Here is a 16,641-nt window from a genome sequence, read left to right as displayed (position 1 = left end):
CGCGGACACGCATCGACCGGTTGGGGGGCGAACAGCTTGACCGTGCAGCGGGCGCATGCGGCGTACTGGTGGCGAGGGGTCATACGGCGCCCTCCGACGACGAGGGGGAGTCGCTCCGCAGCCGCCACGACAACTCGACCCGTACCTGATGGTGCAGGTCTTGCAGCCGCTTGCGTCGCTCGGCCTGCCGAAGGGTGAGGGGGTCGGTTGTTGGCTCGGCCGGCGCTGCGCCACTTGCGGGCGTATAGCGGGGGAGCTTCTTGCGCTTAAGAAGGTCGTGTTCGGCGGGCGAGGCCGTGGGGGGGATGATCGTGAAGGGGATCGGATCGCGGTGCTTGTCGCCCAGTCGGAGCACGGCGTAGGCCCGCATCGCGACGCCGGAGAGTTCGAGCACGTCGTTGCGGCTTATCGCCGGTTCGAGCACTTGCCGAACGGAGGTGGAGTGAGAGAGACCACGCAGGGACTGGCTCGTGTCGTCTCGCAGCACATCGCGGCTCCGTTCGCGGAGTTCCTTGATCTCTTCCTCCGACTCGCGGGCGAACAAGATGCGTTGGCACTGGCTGCGGATAATCGAGCGAAGGTCTCCTTCGGGGGTGACGAGCTGCGTGTCGTCCTGAAAAATAGCCCAGATAGTGAGCGACCACTTCCTAGCGAGCACCATCGCGCTATCGACGGCGCCACGGGAGGCGGCGACCTGCGGGTACTCATCGACTCCGAGGTGAACGTAGCGTTTGGGGAGCCCCTCCTCGCAGCGGTGCTCGCACTGGGCCATCACGGCGCGCATGAGCATCGAGGCGACCGAGCGGGAAGCCTCCTCACGCAGCGCCGTCGGCAGGTAGAAGTAGATGACCGCCCCCTCGTCGATCGCTTGGCCGAGGTCGAGCTTGCGCGGGCGTTTGCCGGTCAGGGCGTCGTAACGGAGCAGGCGTTCGGCGGCGAGGAATGCTTCGCTCACGTGCTTGGCGTTGCGGCTCGCTTCCCCCATCCGGCTCAGCTCGCGGACAAGCTCCGGGAAGGAGGGGAGCCTCCCCTTGGCGGCGATCAGGTTGTCGAAGGCGGAGTCCACCTCGCGTTGGTTAAGCCGGCCGTAGAACGAACGCCCGTAGCCCGAGCCGTGCAGCAGCTCAAGACCCGTGGCGACGCCTGACGAAGCGACCGTCGTATCGACCGCGTAGGCCGGTGTTCCTAGCACCGGGTCCCAGCTGACCGTGTCGTGGAGGTTGTTGAGCGAGAAGAAGTAGACCGGCTTATCCGCCTTCTTGGCCGCGTCGGCCAAGACCCAGTAAGCAACCGGATCGCCGCCCAGGTCCACGTAGACACAAACGTCCTCGGGCAGGGCGACAAACTGCTTCAAGACAGACAACGCAAACAGCGTCTTGCGCTGGCCCGTGGGCCCGGCGATAGCGAAGTGTTTCTCGCGCAGCTGGTCGAGCAACAGGTCCAAGGGGACCGTGTCGGTCATCCCGAAACGGATGTGGTTCGCTGGTACCGGCTTCGGGGGAGCGATGATCATGACGCCGACCCCCGCCTTAAGACCGCCGCAAGCGACTCACTCGTCGGCCCGAGCCCGACAACCACCCGCTCACCTCGAAAGCGGTCATCGTCGCTAATCGCTTCGGCGAGCTGACCGACCCGTTCGGGCGTATGTCCGAGGACCGCTACCCCCAGGTCTCCCGACTCGACCCACGGCCGGCTCTTCGGATTGGCGACCGCCTTTCGGAACGCCTCGGCCGCTTTCTCCACGACCCGCTTCGGTTTTGCCCGAGGACGCGAGCAGCACGCGGAGCACTACTAGGCTTGGCTCTCCGCCCCCCGCAGCGGCAAACTCGTCGGTCAGCACATGCGGGACGTTGGCCGCCAGCCCGGCGTCCAGCCGATTCACTTCTTGCGGCGTGAGTCGGGTTCGGCTCTTCGCGTTTCCGGCGTCCAGCAGGCAGAACCCGGCCACAGCCAGCGCCGCGTCGAGCCTTGCCGCCCCCAGCGGCCGTGGCCGGTAGGTCACGCCGACCTCTCGGGCGCCGACCGCCGTCAGCGTCGCGTACGTCACTCCACCGGGGATCGCCGCGGTCTCTAGCTGAAGCCACCCCTTTGCCTCGAACCGCCTCAAGACGTGACCCGCTTGCTTCCCTTCCAGGAATTTCGCCGACGCCATCGCCGCCACCAGCACCTGGTAACGCAGCGTCGCCCGCAGCATCGCCCGGTCACGCTCGGCGTACTGCTCCGCCGGTCGGCGGCGATTGGACGTTGACGGTGGCCTGGAGATCGACATCGTTCGGTGTGGGGTTTCGGCGAGATGGTGGGGGTGCCGGTCGGGAGTCGTTTGTGGTGGTAAGTCGTTGGGCAGTGGCGGGTTGCGAGGCGTGCGGCGCGCTGCTCAGAACGGCGTCGCCGGACGCCCGAAATTCTGCGTGGCGTAGTACCCCCCTTCGCCGTCGGGGACGACGCCAACGCCCACCTCCACCCAATCGCCAACAAGGTTGGCCTCGTGCCCGGGGCTGTGGACCCAGCCGTCGTGCATGGCCCAGGCGAGTTCGGCCATCCCCTTCGTCGGTGCGAGCAGCCAGAACAGATTCTCGCCGCAAGACCGGTAGCGATACCCAAACCGCTCCACACGCTCGTTCAGCTCAACGCCATCGCTCAGGACGTGGGCGAACTCTCCCAGCTCGCTCATGCGGTTCGACTGGTAGAGCGACGATGCTTCGAGTCGCGCGTTCCACCGGAGCGGCCTCAGGCCCTTGGCTTGCCGGTAGGCGTTCAGGTGTTCAAAGACCTGCTCGGCAACTTGGCGGCATCTCCGGTCTTGATGCCCGGCGGCGACCTGGGAAGTTTGGGCGTCGTGACGGCTGGCCAGCGCGACGTTCACCAGCCGGCATAGCAGCATGACGACGCTTCGGACTGCCTCCGCGAGGGCCCAGAGCCTCCAAACCGGCAGCGGCAGCACAACGATACGGCGGGGACGCGACTTGTCGAATTCAGCAGGAGACATGGTAGGGCTCATCGTCGAGTTCCAAAGAGGAGCCGAGCCCCTGCCAAATGGCAGGGACCCGGACTCCGGTGTTGTTGTTAGCCTCCGAAGGCCGCGAGCAGGCCACTCGGCCTGGTCTCGCCGTTCGGCGCCGCCAGCTCCTTCACTTCCGCCACGACCGTCTCAAGACGGGCGCTCAGCGCGCTGAGCTCGGCCTTGAGATCGGGCGCGCAGTTGGGGTCTTTGGCGAAGACCTGCGCCATAAACCCCACCGCTTCGACGGCGTCCCGACACTGCTCCGGTTTCAAGAGCCGGTACGAGCGTCCCCCGTTGGGGTTCACCCGTGAGAGGCCCCAGTACGTCCCGTTGTCGGCGACGAACAGATCGACCTCGGTCGACTCGTTGACCCGGGCGGACTCGGTCGGTTGGTAGGCGCTTCGGTTCGGTTTTTTGTTGCTAAATAGCGACATGGTTGCTCCTTTCAGATAGGTCGTCTCTGACTCTTGGGGAGCGAGAAGACGACCGGTTTGTTGCTCCCCACCAGACGCTCGCAAGCGGCCGGGGCGGGACAACATTCAAAAGAGCACCCAAACCAAAAAGCGGCTTAAGGCAAACAAACAACAGACAACGCACAGGTAACAGCTAGAACGGGCGGCCAGGGCGACCTCCGCACCAGGGTTAGCGACTCAGTCGACGCAGCTCGTGGCGGGTGATCCGATCGGTCGCCGCGAAACCCTCCTCGAAGTTGCCGCTGACAACCGGGCAGAGAAAGGACAGCGTATCTTCGCTTTCTGAGTCGAGAGCGTAGTCGCCGACCTCAACCCAGTCACAGCCGATCGGCTTGTACGCCAAGCCCACTAGCGACGCGCCAGTCGCCTCGACACGAATCTCTCCTCGCGCCGCTTCTAGCTGCTCGTGCTGACCGGCCAGCTCAACCAGGAGCCGACCGTTCTCGGGTGAGACCGTTACCTCTAAAGACCCATCGGCCGACGCCAGGAGCCAAACCCCGCTGTAGAATCCCTCGGCGCCGCTGGGTCGATGGGCGGCCGAAGTCGCCAAAGGAACCCCTGGGCTTGGCCGCAGCGACGCCGGGTCTGCGCTCAGCGCCTCCGAGCCCGCCGGCTCCGATGCGGCTGGAGCGTCCTCGACGCCATCCACGGTCTTGGCATGCAGAACCCGGAGACGCTCGCGGAGGTCGGTGAACCCGCGGACATACACGGCCAAGCGACGCAAGAAACGCTCGGTGTCGGCTTCATCGAGTTCGGGTACGTTCAGGTGCTCGTCGATCCGCTTGAGCATCAGCCCCGTGCGACGGACGTAGTGCAGATTAAAGGTTAAGGCCTGGACGGCCGGACCGGTCGTTTCCCCCTGCAACTGGTAACGCGTAGCGAGGGCGTCGAAGAAATCCGCCCACGTCTTGTAGTCATCCCGCAGGTCGTTGTAAGTCTCGTTGGCGGCGTACTGGCGGAACCGTTTGGCCGACTCTGCCAAGACCGGCGCCGCTGTCTGCAGCGTCTCCCCGAAGCCGCGGGTCGCGTCAACCGCGCCCTCGTGGGCAGCGACGACCTCCGGGGCCAGTTTCCGCAGCAACCCGACGACCTCCTTAAGCTCCAGGAGCGTCATCGCTTCACCAAGACCCGGCTTATCGGTGATCATCGCGATAGCCCGGTCGAGCCGGACGAACGCCCGATCGGCCTCTTGTTGGTCGACCTCGATCTGCCGACGCCAACCGTCGCTGACTTCGGAAAGTTGGTCGTCGGTGAGGGTCTCCAGGTCGTCGGCCCGAACCGCCAGCGGGCAGGACGACACGAGCAGCAAAGTGAGTAGTAGTCGCTTCATCGTTCAGTTCTCCAGAGGATTTCGTTCCAAAGCCCAGGCGTTTCACCCGGGCCGGAAGGGGGGATCTCGCAAAACTCCACGTTCAGTTGATGCTCACGCCAAGTTGGCGTTGTCGTCGGCGCCGGTGACTCTCTCGTCACCACACCGACTCCCCTCAGAGCGGTTGTTGACGCCAACGCCGCTCTCTCGATGGCCGACGCCACGCCGTTTGGCGCCAGCACCCAGCACGAAGCGGCCGCAAGGCCGCCAAGCAGCAAGCCCCAGCAAGTCAACTTCGTCCAACTCCAATCCCGGTCCCCGGCGCCGGGCAGCGACTGGCCGTTCTTGAGCGCTTGCCACTGGTTGGTCGGGAGCCGTGTCATGGGGTCAGGATGTCGAGCGGCTGGAGCGCTTTCTCCCACGCCTGGAGCGTCGGGCGGTTACGGGGGTCGCGGTTTGGGTGACCGTCAACAAACGTCTGCCGGAACAGGCTCTGAAGCGACGGATCGAGATACGACAGCGGCAGTGAGCCGGGACGCGGCTCGGCGGTGGCGCAGTTCGGGTCGTGGGGCCATTGACCAGCGAGCACCCGCTGGGTGAGGTTGGCCGCCGCTCCGGCACCGACCGGGACGGCGTCGAACGGGTGCTCGCCGCGCATCAGCACCAACCACGCTAGGCTCGCAAACGCCCAGGCGTCGTGCTCTCGCGTGGTTTCGAAACCCGGGCCGCCCCCTTGCTGGTAATGTTCGAGGACCTCGGGCGGTGCGGTGGTCACTTTGGCCGCGCCGCTGTGGTAAGTGGCGCCGGGGTGGTTCACTTGCAGCGAATCGAGGTCGATCTCGGTGATTGACGCGTCCCGGTGGAACAGCGAGTTGGGGAGGTCGCCCCGTCGGTAACCGGCCGCTTCAAGGTCGATAAGAGACCGCACATGGTTCAGCACGACCCGCACCCGAAACCATTCCGGGACTTGCAACCCTGAGAACAGCATCTCGGTCTCAACGCCGTCGTTGGCCTTTTGCATCGCGTAGCAGCACGGGTATCCACTCACGGGGTCTAGGCAGACCGCCTCCGGCCATGCGTAGCAGTATCCCTGCATGGTTGGCACGACTCGGTTGGCGATCAGGTGCGCGACCTTGCCGAAGTCAACCTCGCCAAGCTTGTACACATGCGAGCCCGTCGGGCCTTCGTAGGCGGCGCCGTAGCCGCCGACGCCGACCGTCGCCCCGAGCGTTGTGGGGGCTTGGGCGTTGCGGTGGAGAACCTTCATCGGTCCAACCGAAGCGAACACCCCCGGTACTCCAGCTGCAACGGCGCACCCGGCATCGACATCGAGTGCCGCCGGAGGCTGCGTCTCAGGGCCTTAAAGAAGGTGGTGAAGTCGTCAACACTGTCGAGCGCCAGGGGGGGCCTGCCCGGCTGCGCGACCGACTCTGCGAAGTTCTTATCCACGTCGCCGACCGTGAGCGGGAAGAGCAGCACGCCCGCCTCGGCCGCTTGGCGGAGCGACGATTCCATCAGAGCTTGCTGGTCCTGGGCGTCGGTCGGCAAGAAGTCGCTCATCACAAACACCAGGTTCATCGCCTGGTCGCAATGACGCTCACGCGACAGGGACGCTCCGCGGGCGACCGCGTGGTCGAGCGTCTGGCTGATCGCTCCGCAAAGGGGCGTGTGACCGCAGCGAGGGAGCTCGGGGATTTTCAGTTGGGACGCCGGGACCCAATCGGCCATCAACGCGGCGGGGCGGCTATCGGCGAGCGACCACACCGAGACGGCGACCCGCTCCCGCAGCCAAGCGTCCGTCCGCACCTGATCGACGAACTGCTGGGCGCCCTCCCGGACACGCTGGATGTACTCGTCGAGCGACGGGGACGTGTCCACCAGGAGCGACAAGCTCACTTGGCCCGAGAGAAGCGGAGGGCCATCGTACTTACTGACCGGGACCAAAGCGTTGGCGCCGGACGGGGGTGTCAGCGTTTGGCGGAGACTGTGCAAGAAGTTTTTGGGGCTCATCGCTCAACCCTCCTCTTCGTCGTTGAGCGTGTTCAGCAGCTCCAGCATGCAGACCCGCAGGTAGGCCAGCCGCAGCATCTCCGAGGCAGCGAGTAGGTCCCACTTGCGGAGCCCGTTGGTCTTGCGCCAGCCGTCGTCATCCGCCCCTTCGCGCTTTTCGGGCGGCAGCTGGTAGCTGCGAGTGAGGTAAGTCACATGGCCGACGGCGCCGTCCGGCAGCTCGTTCGCCCAGGTCGAGAGTTGCAGTGGGCCGGCCTGCGATTTGTACGCCGGGCGATTGGGGGTTGTCGTGGGCATAGTGTTACTAGGGCTAAGGGGAAAGGGGTGAGATGTGAAGAATCCTTGGGAGTCGCTCGGGCGGTGTTCTTCGCTTACTTGTCGAGCGCCAGTTCGGCCACCAGCTCGCTCGCCTCGTCGGCCGTCAGACCGGCGAGCCGCTCTTTGAGGCTCTCTCGCTGGCGGGCGCTGAGCCCCACGGCGAGCAGACGCTGCTTGGCGCCCACCTCGACAACGAATTCGAGGGCGCCGTTGGGCCTGGCGTTCCAGAGCACGGGCATGCCGTTGGAGCGGTTCTTGACGCCAAGAACCCGTACGGTCAGGAGCCGGCCGTCGTCGGTCGCTTCGCTCTCGACAAGTTCGGCCTTAACATTGACCGTGACCTCAAGCTGGTCACCAGGAAGGTAGTTTTCGGGGAGGTGACGCATATTCGACGCTCGGTGACGGCGTTCCCGGCCGGGCGGTAATCGCTCTAAGAGCGGGGCCGTGCAAGCAGGGATTGGTGAGTCTTATCGGGATTGCTTGGCGAACCGAGCAGGGCTCGCTAAGTTCGTGGCGGTGAAGGGCTGCTGCGTTCGCCCTCCACCCAACTCATCCGGAGAACGCGCGCCGCGCGCAGAACTTTCTCAAAAAAACTCCGAGCGACTATGAAAGAGCCCACCCCGATCACCGACCTTATCGGCAAGACGCATATGGGGCGCCGATCCGCCCGCGAAGCGGAAGACGCCTACACCGACCTCTACGACTATTACCTGAACAGAGCGCGGGCGCTCGCCGCCCAGCAGATGGGGCCGATGCTCAAGGCGCGCCGGACGCCGACCTCGATCGCTCATGAAGCGCTCACTAGCTGCCTGGAGAACGCCGCTACCGCTCCCGCGCGAATCGCCAGCCGAAAAGAGTTCGAGATGTACCTCTGCGCCCACGTGAATCGGAAAGTCGCTAACGCCGCCGCGCACGAACAAGCGCAGAAGCGGGACATCAAGAAAGAAACGCCCACCGACGAAACGCCGCGTGCGGAAAGCTCTGTCGCTAGTCCCGTTGACAAGGCAGTTGCGAGCGAGCTGGCGATCCAAACGGTGCGGTGTCTTTTCGAGGAGCCGGACGAGCCGCGCCGAGCGATCGTCGTGCTCGGCCTCCTCCTTGAGTACTCTCCGGGGGAGATCCGAGAGATGATCCGTCCTCTCGTGACCGAGGATGAAAATGGCGAGTTGCCCCTCGGTTACTCGCAAAGCTCAATCCGCCAGATCCTTAAGAAGCGGAAGGCAATTCTCGGTAAGCAACTCAGCAAGAACGCCCAAGCCGATGAGTGACACGCAAGAGCCAGACAGCCTGGAGTACCTGCTCGCCTTCGAGCGAGCGGTCCAAGCCGACCCGCTTCCCGATGTCGGCGGCTGGGTGGAGCGATGGCCCGACCCCAAGAGTCGCTGTGACGTCGCTAGCTCCCTGCTGCTGTGCGCCGTAGAGCACCTGGGGTTTGACATTGCTTGGCTGAAGACTCAGCAGGGCGACCCACGATTCCCTTCGACGGTTTGGGCGTCGGGCGAACTTCTTCGCATGGTCTACCGTGACCAGGTCGATAGCCGCGGGCGGCCTCGCTGGGGAGACTACGAGTCCTTCGGCGTCCCGGCGGATCAACTCGGTCTACGAGCCGACAAAGACCGATACAGCCTGGGCCAAGTAGTCGCCGGCCGGTACCAACTCACACGCCGCCTCGGTGGAGGGGGGGTGGGAGTCGTCTACGAGGCCTGCGACACGGCCGAAAGCCGCAATGTTGCGGTCAAGGTTCCGCTTGAGGTTGAAGACGATGAACGCTTCAGCGAGGCGATCCGCAAAGAAGCGGCCGTGCTCGCTTCGCTCTCACATCCAGGCGTTCCTCGGTTTGTCGATCTACTCGAAGCCGAGCGCGGGCCCGTGCTTGTCACAGAGCTTGTTACCGGGGATTCGCTTGAAGACCGGGGGCGTCTGTCGTTCGAGGAGGCGCTGCCGCTCGTCATCCAAGTGGCGGAGGTCCTCGACGATCTGCATCAGGCAGGCTACGTCCACGGTGACGTGAAGCCAGACAACATCCTGGTCGATGGATCCGAGAAAGCGACTCTCATCGACTTCAACGTGTCGAGGATCGACAACCCGACAACCGCTACCGAGGGGTTTCCCGGCGGAACGCTCCCGTTCATGAGCCCTGAGGCGGTCGTCGGTGTCGCCGCCGATGTCGATCTACGGCAGGACGTCTACGCCCTCGGTTCGCTCCTCTACCAACTGGTCGTCGGTGAACCGCTGATGAGGCCGAAGGGCCGTGAAGAGGCGGTCGTGATGTCGGTCCTGCTGGGCGGCTCGCACGAGCCGAAGTTTGCCGACGACATCCCTGAGAGCGTACGGCGTTTGTGCCAGGCTGCGATCTCGCGTCACCCGCTCAGCCGATTTGAAACGGCAAGCGACTTCGCCGCGACTTGCAGTCAGGTCCTCAGCAACCCTACTGCCGAGCACGACATACCGCCCGCACGCACGGAACTCCACTCCTGGAGGTTGGGGGTCGCCCTGGGGACGCTTGCTGTGAGGCAGCGACGCATCACGACAACCCTCGGCGAGAGCGACGATCTCGCCGTGCTGCAAGACCTTCTACCCAATATTATCGGCGTGACCACGGCGATGGACGAGGTCGTTCCACTGGCTGAGCGGCTCTGTGTGCCGGTCACCGAATGGGAGGGCGCTGACGAGTGCCGGACGCTCTTCTACCGCCAACGGCGGTTGCAGACCGACGACCTGCTGCGGCTTAAAGCCCTGGCGCCAGAAGCCGAGCAGTGGACCCGCGACACACTTAAGACGGTCGAAACGGGCCTCACCGACTCGCTGCCACAGGGCGCCGCGTTGTACTTCGCCGCCCTGCAGTCTCGGTTTGTCCCGTACGCGAGTAGCGCCGCCGAGCGGTGGCCAGGTGTCGCCATACCGGTCGGATTTCCTGAAAAGGTGACTGGAGCGTTCCTTCTTGCTTGCGCTAGTCCGGGAGAGGCCACGGATTGGGGCAGGTCGCTACAGCAGCTCGACTACGCGGTCGTCCGCTGGCTGAGGTGGGGGGTCGTTCCGTGTTAGCGTCGAAGACAGAGACCGGCGACGCATTGCTTGCCGTCGGCCTCTGCCCCATTTACACGGACATCGGCCATTCCTTAGCGATCTTCAGGTACTTGCGACAAAGCGACCGGACAAACATCGCCAGCACCTCCTTGTTGCTGACGCAGGTGACCTGCCCGCTATGCAACGAAACCAAGGGAGGGTCGCCTCCTTTATCGAGCCATTCGAGCATCGCATCGACCGACGCCTGAAGATCCTCGCTCCGCTGTTCGTTCACCGCTGAGCAGATTTCTTCCCAGCACTTCTGCGGATCCATTGCTGCCAACCTCCGGGGTTCAACCTTGAATACAACCGTGGCGACACGCCACCGGTCTCCAAGTCAGCCGGCCGCGCCGGTCGGTTGAATTGAGGATCGCTCGCTTAGTCTGATGTTCGCACATCTGGCGACGTTAAGCAAAATCCTCCGCATTGTTGAGTAGCGCTGCGGACGTGGTAGTCTGGAGCCTGCAGTCGATGCGGCGAGTCTGCAGCAGCTCTGCCCCTCTCCGGAGCCGCCCTTGCGAGGGCGACGCCGGAGACCGGCGGCGTGCGGCGAATGCGTCTGCATGGTTTCGCTTTAGAGCGCAGCGGTCTTCTACCGCTGCCGGTTTGTGCGGCTCTCTTACGCCGCGGTTCCTTGTTTCGCTGGGCGAAGAGGGAGTCTTCCTCGACGTGCCCGGTTACCCCAATGCGCTCCGGCGCGTTGGCGCGCCGGAGTCGAAGGAGCACTCTGCGATGAAACGCGACGAAGCAACTAAGCTGAGCGACGAGCTGCTGGCCGACCTCGCCAGCCAGCTCGACGGCGGCAAGAGCGAGCAGTTGGTCAAGTACTTGGACGCGATGTCCCAGTTCCACAACTACTCGTTTGGCAACTGCCTCCTGATCGCGAGGCAACGACCCAACGCGACGCTCGTCGCCGGGTTCCACGCCTGGAAGAAGAGGGGTCGGATCGTGAAGAAAGGGGAGAAGGGGATCTGCATCCTCGCTCCGATGGTCCGCAAAGCGGACGACGATGTGGAGGGAGAGAAGAAGGTGTTCGGCTTCCGAGCCGCCCACGTCTTCGACATCGAGCAGACCGAGGGTGACGAGTTGCCCGATGTCAACCGCGTTGGCGGCGACCCCGGCGACGCGCTCGACCGACTCCGCGCAGCAAGCTCCTCGCTCGGGATCGTCGTCACCGAAGAAGAAGACCTCGGTGGCGCCGATGGCGTCTCCAAGGGTGGGGCGGTCGTTCTTAGGAGCGGCTTGTCGCCCGCCGAGGCGTTTGCAACGCTCGCTCACGAGCTAGCCCACGAGCTGCTCCACCGGGGCGAGGACCGCAAAACGCTCTCGAAGTCGGTTAAGGAACTCGAAGCGGAAGCGGTCGCGTACGTTGTCGCTAGAGCGGCTGGGCTTGAGAACGCGCTCCTTCAGGCGTCTGACTACATCCAGTGTCACCGAGGCGACAGCGAGATGCTCGCAAAGTCACTCACACGGATTCAGCAGACCGCTAGTCGGCTAATCGAAGCGATTCGAGAGACCGAGACCGTGGCGAGCTGACCAAGAACAAGGAGGTTTACTCAGCGAGGTTCCGGACGACGCCGCACGCCGCCCGGGCCTCCCTATCTCGCAGGGGCCTGCCTTGCGCTCGCAAGGGATCGTGGTGCTCCCAGGGGATGGAACAAGACAACTCCCCTCTCTCTGAAGACGAAAAACAACAGATCCTCGCCAACCTCGACAAGGCGGAGTGGGCATTAAGGCTTCTCGCCGAGGGTCAACACCGCCGACTCCTGCGATACCTCTCGGGGATCTCGGCCAACTACCGCGTCGTTATCGACCGCAGCAAGTTAGTAGACGCCCAGTTGACAACCTCACTCGACGACGCGTTGCTGCTCACTCCAGCGCCGTTGGCGTCATCCGAGGCGGGCTCGTCGATGGCAGGCCCAACCTAACGGTTGTTTCGCTCAAAGACGACAACGACCCGAGCAGCGCTCGGCTGCTAGCCGAGTCGGCAAGAGCCTTGCTCGCCGAGATCAGCGAGACGCTCGGCGTCCGATTCGGCAAAACGCTGACGCCGGACTTGACGTTTCTTGCCGCAATCCCTGAGAAGCACGAATCAAACGAGTGAGCCGGTCGCTATTTGATTCCGACAACGCTTGCTGTTTCAGCGGATCTGGATCCGCTTCGCGGCCTCCTCGGCGTCTTTTTCGTTTTCCTCGTAGTACAACTCAGTGGTCCGTATCGACGCGTGCCCGGCAAGCGCTTTAGCTTGCTGCATGGTGGCGCCGTTGTTAAGGGCGCTCGTGATCGAGGTCTTCCTGAGCGAGTGCGTGCAGACGGCCCGGCGTCCGGGACGCTCTACCTGGATCCCTGCGAGGCGAGCGTACTTCTTGACGATATTGCGGATGCGGTGCGTCGTGAGGTGTCGGTCCTCGACACTCGCTCCGTCACGACCGATTGGCGGGAAGAGGGGATACTCGTGCTTGTCAGCGATGCCGGCCCGTTCGACCCAGGCGAGTACAGCGGATGAGGCGTCGATGAGCGCCTTGCGCTCTTCCTTGCTTCCTTTCTCGGTCACGGTCAAGAACCAGTCGGCGCCGCTTCGGTCAAGGTCGCCGACGGTGGCGTGAGCTACGGCGCTCGCTCGGCAAGTTGTCATGAAGTAGGTAAAGAGCATCGCATGATCACGGCAGCCGATGAGCGTTGTCGTGTCGGGCATGTGAAGAAGCTCGCGAGCTTCTTTCTCGGTAAGGGCGGGGGTCGTATTCTTCTTGACCCGTGGGCTCTCGACTGCCTGGATGTCGCCGACCGTCTTCCAGTCAACTAGGCCCTTGCGGCCAAACTGCTGGTAAGCGCCTCGGATGACCGAGAGAGTCCGGCTGATGGTCGTCGGCTTCCTGCCGGCTCGAACGAGCGACTCTTTGTAGAACGCGACGTGGTCGGCGGTGACGTCGAGCGGCCCGACACCAAGACCTGCAAAGTGACGGAAGAACGTCGCAAGGTCTGCAAGATAAGCCCGGCGGCTGTGCTCGCTCGGGCACTTGTCGCAAAGCCACGGGACGATCGCCGCTATCGGCTCATCTGAGTCGAGCACCGGCACGAGCCGACGGAGGCAGCGGGCGACTCGGCTAGCGGAGGAAAGATCGTCGGTGACGGCGAGCGACCGTGAGTCCATGACGCTCGAGACAGCCGAGGCTGGCTCGGCCACAAGAGCTGTCTTGTCAATTGGTCTCAGTGTCGCCTTGTCTCGCTTCTCCAACGGTGTTCGGATCCTCGCTCCTGGGCATCAAAACGGCACCCTATAAAGCACATTATCATGCCTACCGACTCCGCGCAAGTGGTGGCGGCAGAGATGGGGCAAACGCAGGTCGAGTACGGATCAGGCTGGGCGACGAGGGGCACCATTGGCTGAACGGGAGGCACGTCGTCGCCGACTCCAGCGTCTCCGATCGGCAGGCAAGGCCGACTAACATCTAGTGATAGGAATCGGTGGAAGGGACTTCCTGCATTGGCAACCGGCCGATGGTGGCGAGAGACCCGGCAACGGCGACCGTCACCATCCAGAAGAGGCGTTCGATATCTTCGTCGCTTGCTCCGAGTTCGCACAACGTGTCGAGTACCGCGGCGTGATTGTTTGGGGTCTCTTCCGCCGAAGGAGCTAGCAGCGTCACACGACGCGGCGTCCAGGGTCGGTTCTCGGGAGTGCGTAACGGCTTGAGCACCGCCTCAGGGTCTTTGAGGATTGACCCTGACACCATGAGCATCGTCCGCACGATGAGACCTGCAAAAAGCTCCGGGCTGTCGAGCGCCGTCGTGCCACATGCCTTGGTGAGATGATAGCTGAATCCTCTCATGGCGACGCTCACCTGTTCGGCGGTGATTGCCGGCAGCGTAAGCGTCAGCTCGTGGTAGGTCGGATTGAGGCTCTCGATATCAAACGGTTCAAATGAGGTCGGTTCCATCCCTCGACGTTGCCACAGGTCGAACTTGGAAAGCAAGCGAATTCCCACCGTCATCTTCACCGCAGCGATTTCTATCGCTGGTGGTTGAACCCTGCTCGTGGCGCCCAGAGGCTTACCTCTACCTGATTCGTGAGAAGCAGAAGAGTCAATCGGCCTGAGAGAGCCGTTCGAGAAGTCCTTCGGGGGTCACCACCAGAAAATCCGCGACAAGCCCGTCGAGCACGCGGCGCTCGGGCGTGTCCCCGGCGTTTAGCGCGAGCAGGTCCCGGTCCCGGCTGACGACCAGACTGGCCGACGCCGTGATGGCCAAGTCGACGTAGTGGGCGTCTTTGGGGTCGCGGTCGTACCGGAAGACCTCCGGGACGTTCTCGATGTGAGCGCCCGCCTTCTGGATCAGCTCGACAAACAGCTCAACCGCTTCGGGTGTTATCCGGAACCGTTCGACGAGCTTGGGACGCAGCGCGACACCGCGCAGTTCCTCTAGGACGAAATCGGAGTAGAAGAGCGAGAGTCGGCCGCTCTGGGCGGCGTCGAAGCAGGCGGCGGCGGGGCCGCGGGCGGAGATCAGGGCTTGCAGGTAGACGTTGCAGTCGAAGACGACGCGTTCCGCCACCTGCCTACTCCCCTCGCCGGAGGGCGTGCTTCTCGGCTTCGAGCAAGTCACCGAGCCCGTCCTCGCTGAGGCCCGACGCCGCGTACGCCTCCCGCACCGGGCCAACCGCTCGGTCGAGCCGCTCGGCTTCGGCGAGCGACTGCTGCACAGCATGGATCACGTAATCGACCGGGTTGGCGCCCGTCAGGGCGACCCGTTCGGCAAGCTTTTGGGCGATCTCTTCAGGGATGTCGATTTGTAGCGTCATACTCCCAGTATACCCCGATTATGAGCCCTTTGGCAAAGTCAACCGAACAACTGCTCGGTAGCCGAGGAGGAAGTCTTCGCTTCCCTAAAGGAAGGTCCCGATCAGGGGACCACCGTCGGCAAGCACCTGAAGGACAATTGTCGGCAGATCGCGTTTTGGCGCTGAAAATCGCGAGAACGGGGCTGATGCCGAAGACGAAATCACTACCACTATCTGGCGACTTCATCGAGTTGAGGCGGACTAGCCGCCTACAGCCATTCGGTTGCCGGGTAGTTCGACCATCGGTGCTCCGCGACGGACACGAGGATCATGAACGACAGCCGTGAGGCCTTCAGGTCGCTGACGGGAGGAGCGGCGCCCCAGCCCACTAGCGGCGAACAAGCGACGGCCACACCTCTTCGAATCTAGCCGCCCTCTTCGCCGGGAGGGCTGGAATCGTCTTCGGCGGACTCCGGGGGTTTTGGATCTGCCGCAGGCGGCTTAGGAGGGGGCGGCGCGTCGCTCCCCGCGGTACCTGTCGCCGCTTCGCCTGACTCGGGAATCCAAACAGGAACCGTGTAGATTCGCTCCTCAAACCCCCATCGGCCCTTCGCGGTGGTCGGCGTCCGGGCAGGCAAGCCGGCCAATTGGGGGATCCGCTGATCTGGAACCGGGTAGACATGAGACTCCGCGTATCGCGTCAGTTCGAGCGTGTCGCGATCCACGATGTAGTCGTTAAGCTCGACGTTGAACTGCTCCTTCTTGAGAAACCCGATCGTCCATCCTTCAACAAGCTCGATCTCTTCGGACCGCACGTGGTCGGGCGTGAAAGTGAGAACGACACGAACGGTGTAAAGCCCTGGCGACTCACCAAGGAACCTAACTTCTACCGCATCCCAGCTATCCTCGCGAATGCTCACGGGTCTGCTTCCCCATCGGAAGACTTCGTACTGCTGCGTCTTCGGATTGGGAGTGGCGACGCAACAAGGGTGCGCTTCCTTCTCGTTGGCATCCAGCGATACGTAGAGACGAATCGGTGGAACCCCCGCCCCTCCGACAGTTTGAGGCGGAACGGTCGCTGGAATATCTAGCGTCTGGTACCCATCGATGTGAACCACGCAGTCGGAGAGCAGCACCTCCTTGATTGTCGGCTCCTTCAGTACGGCCACTTGGGCGACCGGCCCCTGGTACTCGTTGTTGACGGACTCCATCCCCTCTTCGCTGAGCTGCAGAGGGTTGGCGTTCGCGAACTCAATGAAGTCCGCACTGCAATCGCGGAGCTTCTGGGCATCCGCCTCATGGATCGCTATCGGCTCCCAGCCTGTGGTGTAGTACGAGAACCTGCCGGTCTTGATGAAAGGAGTCGAGGCGTACGAGGCAACGTCGGTGATTAGGGTGACCAACGCCAAGACGCCCAACGCGAGTCGCAGTGGTTGGCGGTGTGGCCAGAAGACCTTCTCTAGCGGAAGGCGGGACGGGCTGAGCCACCACGACATCAAAAGGCAGACCGCAAGCAGCCCCTCGACCCACCAGCGAAGAAACTGGTTGCTGAAGGTCTCAGCGAGTTGCGGTAACGCTACGAGCTGCCCAACAAGCAGAGCCAAGAAAGCCAATGCTGTAACGACACCGGCAGCCGACTTCCCTAGCAAACGCTCGATAATAGGGGCCACTCGGTCCTCACCGGATA

General features: G+C 63.5%; 21 protein-coding genes. 4 read left to right on the top strand and 17 right to left on the bottom strand.

Annotation, left to right across the window (positions count from 1 at the left end):
- Window positions 1–79 precede the first annotated feature (79 nt).
- From Spa11_RS13405 to Spa11_RS13360, 10 genes are all read right to left on the bottom strand, one after another.
- Entirely contained in the window at window positions 80–1,513 is a 1,434-nt protein-coding gene (locus Spa11_RS13405) for a type IV secretory system conjugative DNA transfer family protein (protein WP_145113058.1), read from the bottom strand.
- Window positions 1,514–1,606: 93 nt separating this feature from the next.
- Window positions 1,607–2,269 (bottom strand): hypothetical protein, encoded by a 663-nt coding sequence (locus tag Spa11_RS13400; protein WP_145113056.1) that lies wholly within the window; start codon window positions 2,267–2,269, stop codon window positions 1,607–1,609.
- A 105-nt stretch (window positions 2,270–2,374) separates the two neighbouring features.
- On the bottom strand, window positions 2,375–2,986 hold the full coding sequence (locus Spa11_RS13395) for a CAP domain-containing protein (protein WP_145113054.1): 612 nt from the start codon (window positions 2,984–2,986) through the stop codon (window positions 2,375–2,377).
- A 77-nt stretch (window positions 2,987–3,063) separates the two neighbouring features.
- Entirely contained in the window at window positions 3,064–3,435 is a 372-nt protein-coding gene (locus Spa11_RS13390; RefSeq protein ID WP_145113052.1) for a hypothetical protein, read from the bottom strand.
- A 208-nt stretch (window positions 3,436–3,643) separates the two neighbouring features.
- Window positions 3,644–4,804 carry a hypothetical protein gene (locus Spa11_RS13385; RefSeq protein ID WP_145113050.1) on the bottom strand — a complete coding sequence of 387 codons (1,161 nt, stop codon included), beginning with the start codon at window positions 4,802–4,804 and terminating at the stop codon, window positions 3,644–3,646.
- Between the two features lie 93 nt (window positions 4,805–4,897).
- Complete coding sequence (locus tag Spa11_RS13380) at window positions 4,898–5,086, bottom strand: hypothetical protein (RefSeq protein ID WP_145113048.1); 189 nt, start codon at window positions 5,084–5,086, stop codon at window positions 4,898–4,900.
- 76 nt (window positions 5,087–5,162) lie between these two features.
- The gene (locus Spa11_RS13375) at window positions 5,163–6,050 is read right to left on the bottom strand and encodes a hypothetical protein (protein WP_145113046.1); all 888 of its coding nucleotides are present in this window, start codon (window positions 6,048–6,050) and stop codon (window positions 5,163–5,165) included.
- The gene (locus Spa11_RS13370; protein ID WP_145113044.1) at window positions 6,047–6,793 is read right to left on the bottom strand and encodes a vWA domain-containing protein; all 747 of its coding nucleotides are present in this window, start codon (window positions 6,791–6,793) and stop codon (window positions 6,047–6,049) included. The genes Spa11_RS13375 and Spa11_RS13370 overlap by 4 nt, the downstream gene beginning before the upstream one ends.
- Window positions 6,794–6,796: 3 nt before the next feature.
- On the bottom strand, window positions 6,797–7,090 hold the full coding sequence (locus tag Spa11_RS13365) for a hypothetical protein (protein WP_145113042.1): 294 nt from the start codon (window positions 7,088–7,090) through the stop codon (window positions 6,797–6,799).
- 74 nt (window positions 7,091–7,164) lie between these two features.
- Window positions 7,165–7,497, bottom strand: a complete 333-nt coding sequence (locus Spa11_RS13360; protein WP_145113040.1) for a hypothetical protein — start codon at window positions 7,495–7,497, stop codon at window positions 7,165–7,167.
- A gap of 219 nt (window positions 7,498–7,716) precedes the next feature.
- Between Spa11_RS13360 and Spa11_RS13355 the strand changes: the two genes are divergently transcribed.
- Together Spa11_RS13355 and Spa11_RS13350 are read left to right on the top strand one after the other, a co-directional pair.
- Window positions 7,717–8,379, top strand: coding sequence for a hypothetical protein (locus tag Spa11_RS13355; protein WP_145113038.1), 663 nt, complete (start codon window positions 7,717–7,719; stop codon window positions 8,377–8,379).
- On the top strand, window positions 8,372–10,156 hold the full coding sequence (locus tag Spa11_RS13350) for a serine/threonine-protein kinase (RefSeq protein WP_197529384.1): 1,785 nt from the start codon (window positions 8,372–8,374) through the stop codon (window positions 10,154–10,156). The genes Spa11_RS13355 and Spa11_RS13350 overlap by 8 nt, the downstream gene beginning before the upstream one ends.
- Window positions 10,157–10,208: 52 nt before the next feature.
- Here Spa11_RS13350 and Spa11_RS13345 read toward each other — a convergent pair whose 3' ends face one another.
- A complete protein-coding gene (locus Spa11_RS13345; RefSeq protein WP_145113034.1) occupies window positions 10,209–10,451 on the bottom strand; it encodes a hypothetical protein in 243 nt (80 codons plus the stop codon).
- 458 nt (window positions 10,452–10,909) lie between these two features.
- Between Spa11_RS13345 and Spa11_RS13340 the strand changes: the two genes are divergently transcribed.
- The gene (locus Spa11_RS13340) at window positions 10,910–11,713 is read left to right on the top strand and encodes an ArdC family protein (RefSeq protein ID WP_145113032.1); all 804 of its coding nucleotides are present in this window, start codon (window positions 10,910–10,912) and stop codon (window positions 11,711–11,713) included.
- 116 nt (window positions 11,714–11,829) lie between these two features.
- Window positions 11,830–12,105 (top strand): hypothetical protein, encoded by a 276-nt coding sequence (locus Spa11_RS13335; RefSeq protein ID WP_145113030.1) that lies wholly within the window; start codon window positions 11,830–11,832, stop codon window positions 12,103–12,105.
- A 212-nt stretch (window positions 12,106–12,317) separates the two neighbouring features.
- Here Spa11_RS13335 and Spa11_RS13330 read toward each other — a convergent pair whose 3' ends face one another.
- The 6 genes from Spa11_RS13330 to Spa11_RS13315 all read right to left on the bottom strand — a co-directional run bounded on the left by Spa11_RS13330 (window position 12,318) and on the right by Spa11_RS13315 (window position 16,624).
- Complete coding sequence (locus Spa11_RS13330; RefSeq protein WP_145113028.1) at window positions 12,318–13,361, bottom strand: tyrosine-type recombinase/integrase; 1,044 nt, start codon at window positions 13,359–13,361, stop codon at window positions 12,318–12,320.
- Window positions 13,362–13,626: 265 nt separating this feature from the next.
- Window positions 13,627–14,115, bottom strand: coding sequence for a hypothetical protein (locus Spa11_RS13325; RefSeq protein ID WP_145113026.1), 489 nt, complete (start codon window positions 14,113–14,115; stop codon window positions 13,627–13,629).
- 145 nt (window positions 14,116–14,260) lie between these two features.
- Window positions 14,261–14,728, bottom strand: coding sequence for a putative toxin-antitoxin system toxin component, PIN family (locus Spa11_RS13320; protein ID WP_197529383.1), 468 nt, complete (start codon window positions 14,726–14,728; stop codon window positions 14,261–14,263).
- 4 nt (window positions 14,729–14,732) lie between these two features.
- The gene (locus tag Spa11_RS22980; protein WP_197529382.1) at window positions 14,733–14,975 is read right to left on the bottom strand and encodes a hypothetical protein; all 243 of its coding nucleotides are present in this window, start codon (window positions 14,973–14,975) and stop codon (window positions 14,733–14,735) included.
- A gap of 248 nt (window positions 14,976–15,223) precedes the next feature.
- Window positions 15,224–15,367 (bottom strand): hypothetical protein, encoded by a 144-nt coding sequence (locus tag Spa11_RS22975; protein ID WP_197529381.1) that lies wholly within the window; start codon window positions 15,365–15,367, stop codon window positions 15,224–15,226.
- Window positions 15,368–15,379: 12 nt separating this feature from the next.
- Window positions 15,380–16,624, bottom strand: coding sequence for a hypothetical protein (locus Spa11_RS13315; protein ID WP_145113022.1), 1,245 nt, complete (start codon window positions 16,622–16,624; stop codon window positions 15,380–15,382).
- Window positions 16,625–16,641 lie beyond the last annotated feature (17 nt).

Source organism: Botrimarina mediterranea, from assembly GCF_007753265.1.
GTDB lineage: Bacteria > Planctomycetota > Planctomycetia > Pirellulales > Lacipirellulaceae > Botrimarina > Botrimarina mediterranea.
Note: the sequence above shows the minus strand (reverse complement) of the source record. Positions and strands in the feature narration are given on the sequence as shown.

Bases quoted from the DNA above. Each gene is read 5' to 3' on its own strand.
- Spa11_RS13375 (WP_145113046.1), bottom strand. From the start codon at position 6,050: ATGAAGGTTCTCCACCGCAACGCCCAAGCCCCCACAACGCTCGGGGCG.
- Spa11_RS13395 (WP_145113054.1), bottom strand. From the start codon at position 2,986: ATGTCTCCTGCTGAATTCGACAAGTCGCGTCCCCGCCGTATCGTTGTG.
- Spa11_RS13345 (WP_145113034.1), bottom strand. From the start codon at position 10,451: ATGGATCCGCAGAAGTGCTGGGAAGAAATCTGCTCAGCGGTGAACGAA.
- Spa11_RS22980 (WP_197529382.1), bottom strand. From the start codon at position 14,975: ATGACGCTACAAATCGACATCCCTGAAGAGATCGCCCAAAAGCTTGCC.
- Spa11_RS13325 (WP_145113026.1), bottom strand. From the start codon at position 14,115: ATGGAACCGACCTCATTTGAACCGTTTGATATCGAGAGCCTCAATCCG.
- Spa11_RS13355 (WP_145113038.1), top strand. From the start codon at position 7,717: ATGAAAGAGCCCACCCCGATCACCGACCTTATCGGCAAGACGCATATG.
- Spa11_RS13360 (WP_145113040.1), bottom strand. From the start codon at position 7,497: ATGCGTCACCTCCCCGAAAACTACCTTCCTGGTGACCAGCTTGAGGTC.
- Spa11_RS13400 (WP_145113056.1), bottom strand. From the start codon at position 2,269: ATGTCGATCTCCAGGCCACCGTCAACGTCCAATCGCCGCCGACCGGCG.
- Spa11_RS13350 (WP_197529384.1), top strand. From the start codon at position 8,372: ATGAGTGACACGCAAGAGCCAGACAGCCTGGAGTACCTGCTCGCCTTC.
- Spa11_RS13370 (WP_145113044.1), bottom strand. From the start codon at position 6,793: ATGAGCCCCAAAAACTTCTTGCACAGTCTCCGCCAAACGCTGACACCC.
- Spa11_RS13405 (WP_145113058.1), bottom strand. From the start codon at position 1,513: ATGATCATCGCTCCCCCGAAGCCGGTACCAGCGAACCACATCCGTTTC.
- Spa11_RS13340 (WP_145113032.1), top strand. From the start codon at position 10,910: ATGAAACGCGACGAAGCAACTAAGCTGAGCGACGAGCTGCTGGCCGAC.
- Spa11_RS13385 (WP_145113050.1), bottom strand. From the start codon at position 4,804: ATGAAGCGACTACTACTCACTTTGCTGCTCGTGTCGTCCTGCCCGCTG.
- Spa11_RS13365 (WP_145113042.1), bottom strand. From the start codon at position 7,090: ATGCCCACGACAACCCCCAATCGCCCGGCGTACAAATCGCAGGCCGGC.
- Spa11_RS13335 (WP_145113030.1), top strand. From the start codon at position 11,830: ATGGAACAAGACAACTCCCCTCTCTCTGAAGACGAAAAACAACAGATC.
- Spa11_RS13390 (WP_145113052.1), bottom strand. From the start codon at position 3,435: ATGTCGCTATTTAGCAACAAAAAACCGAACCGAAGCGCCTACCAACCG.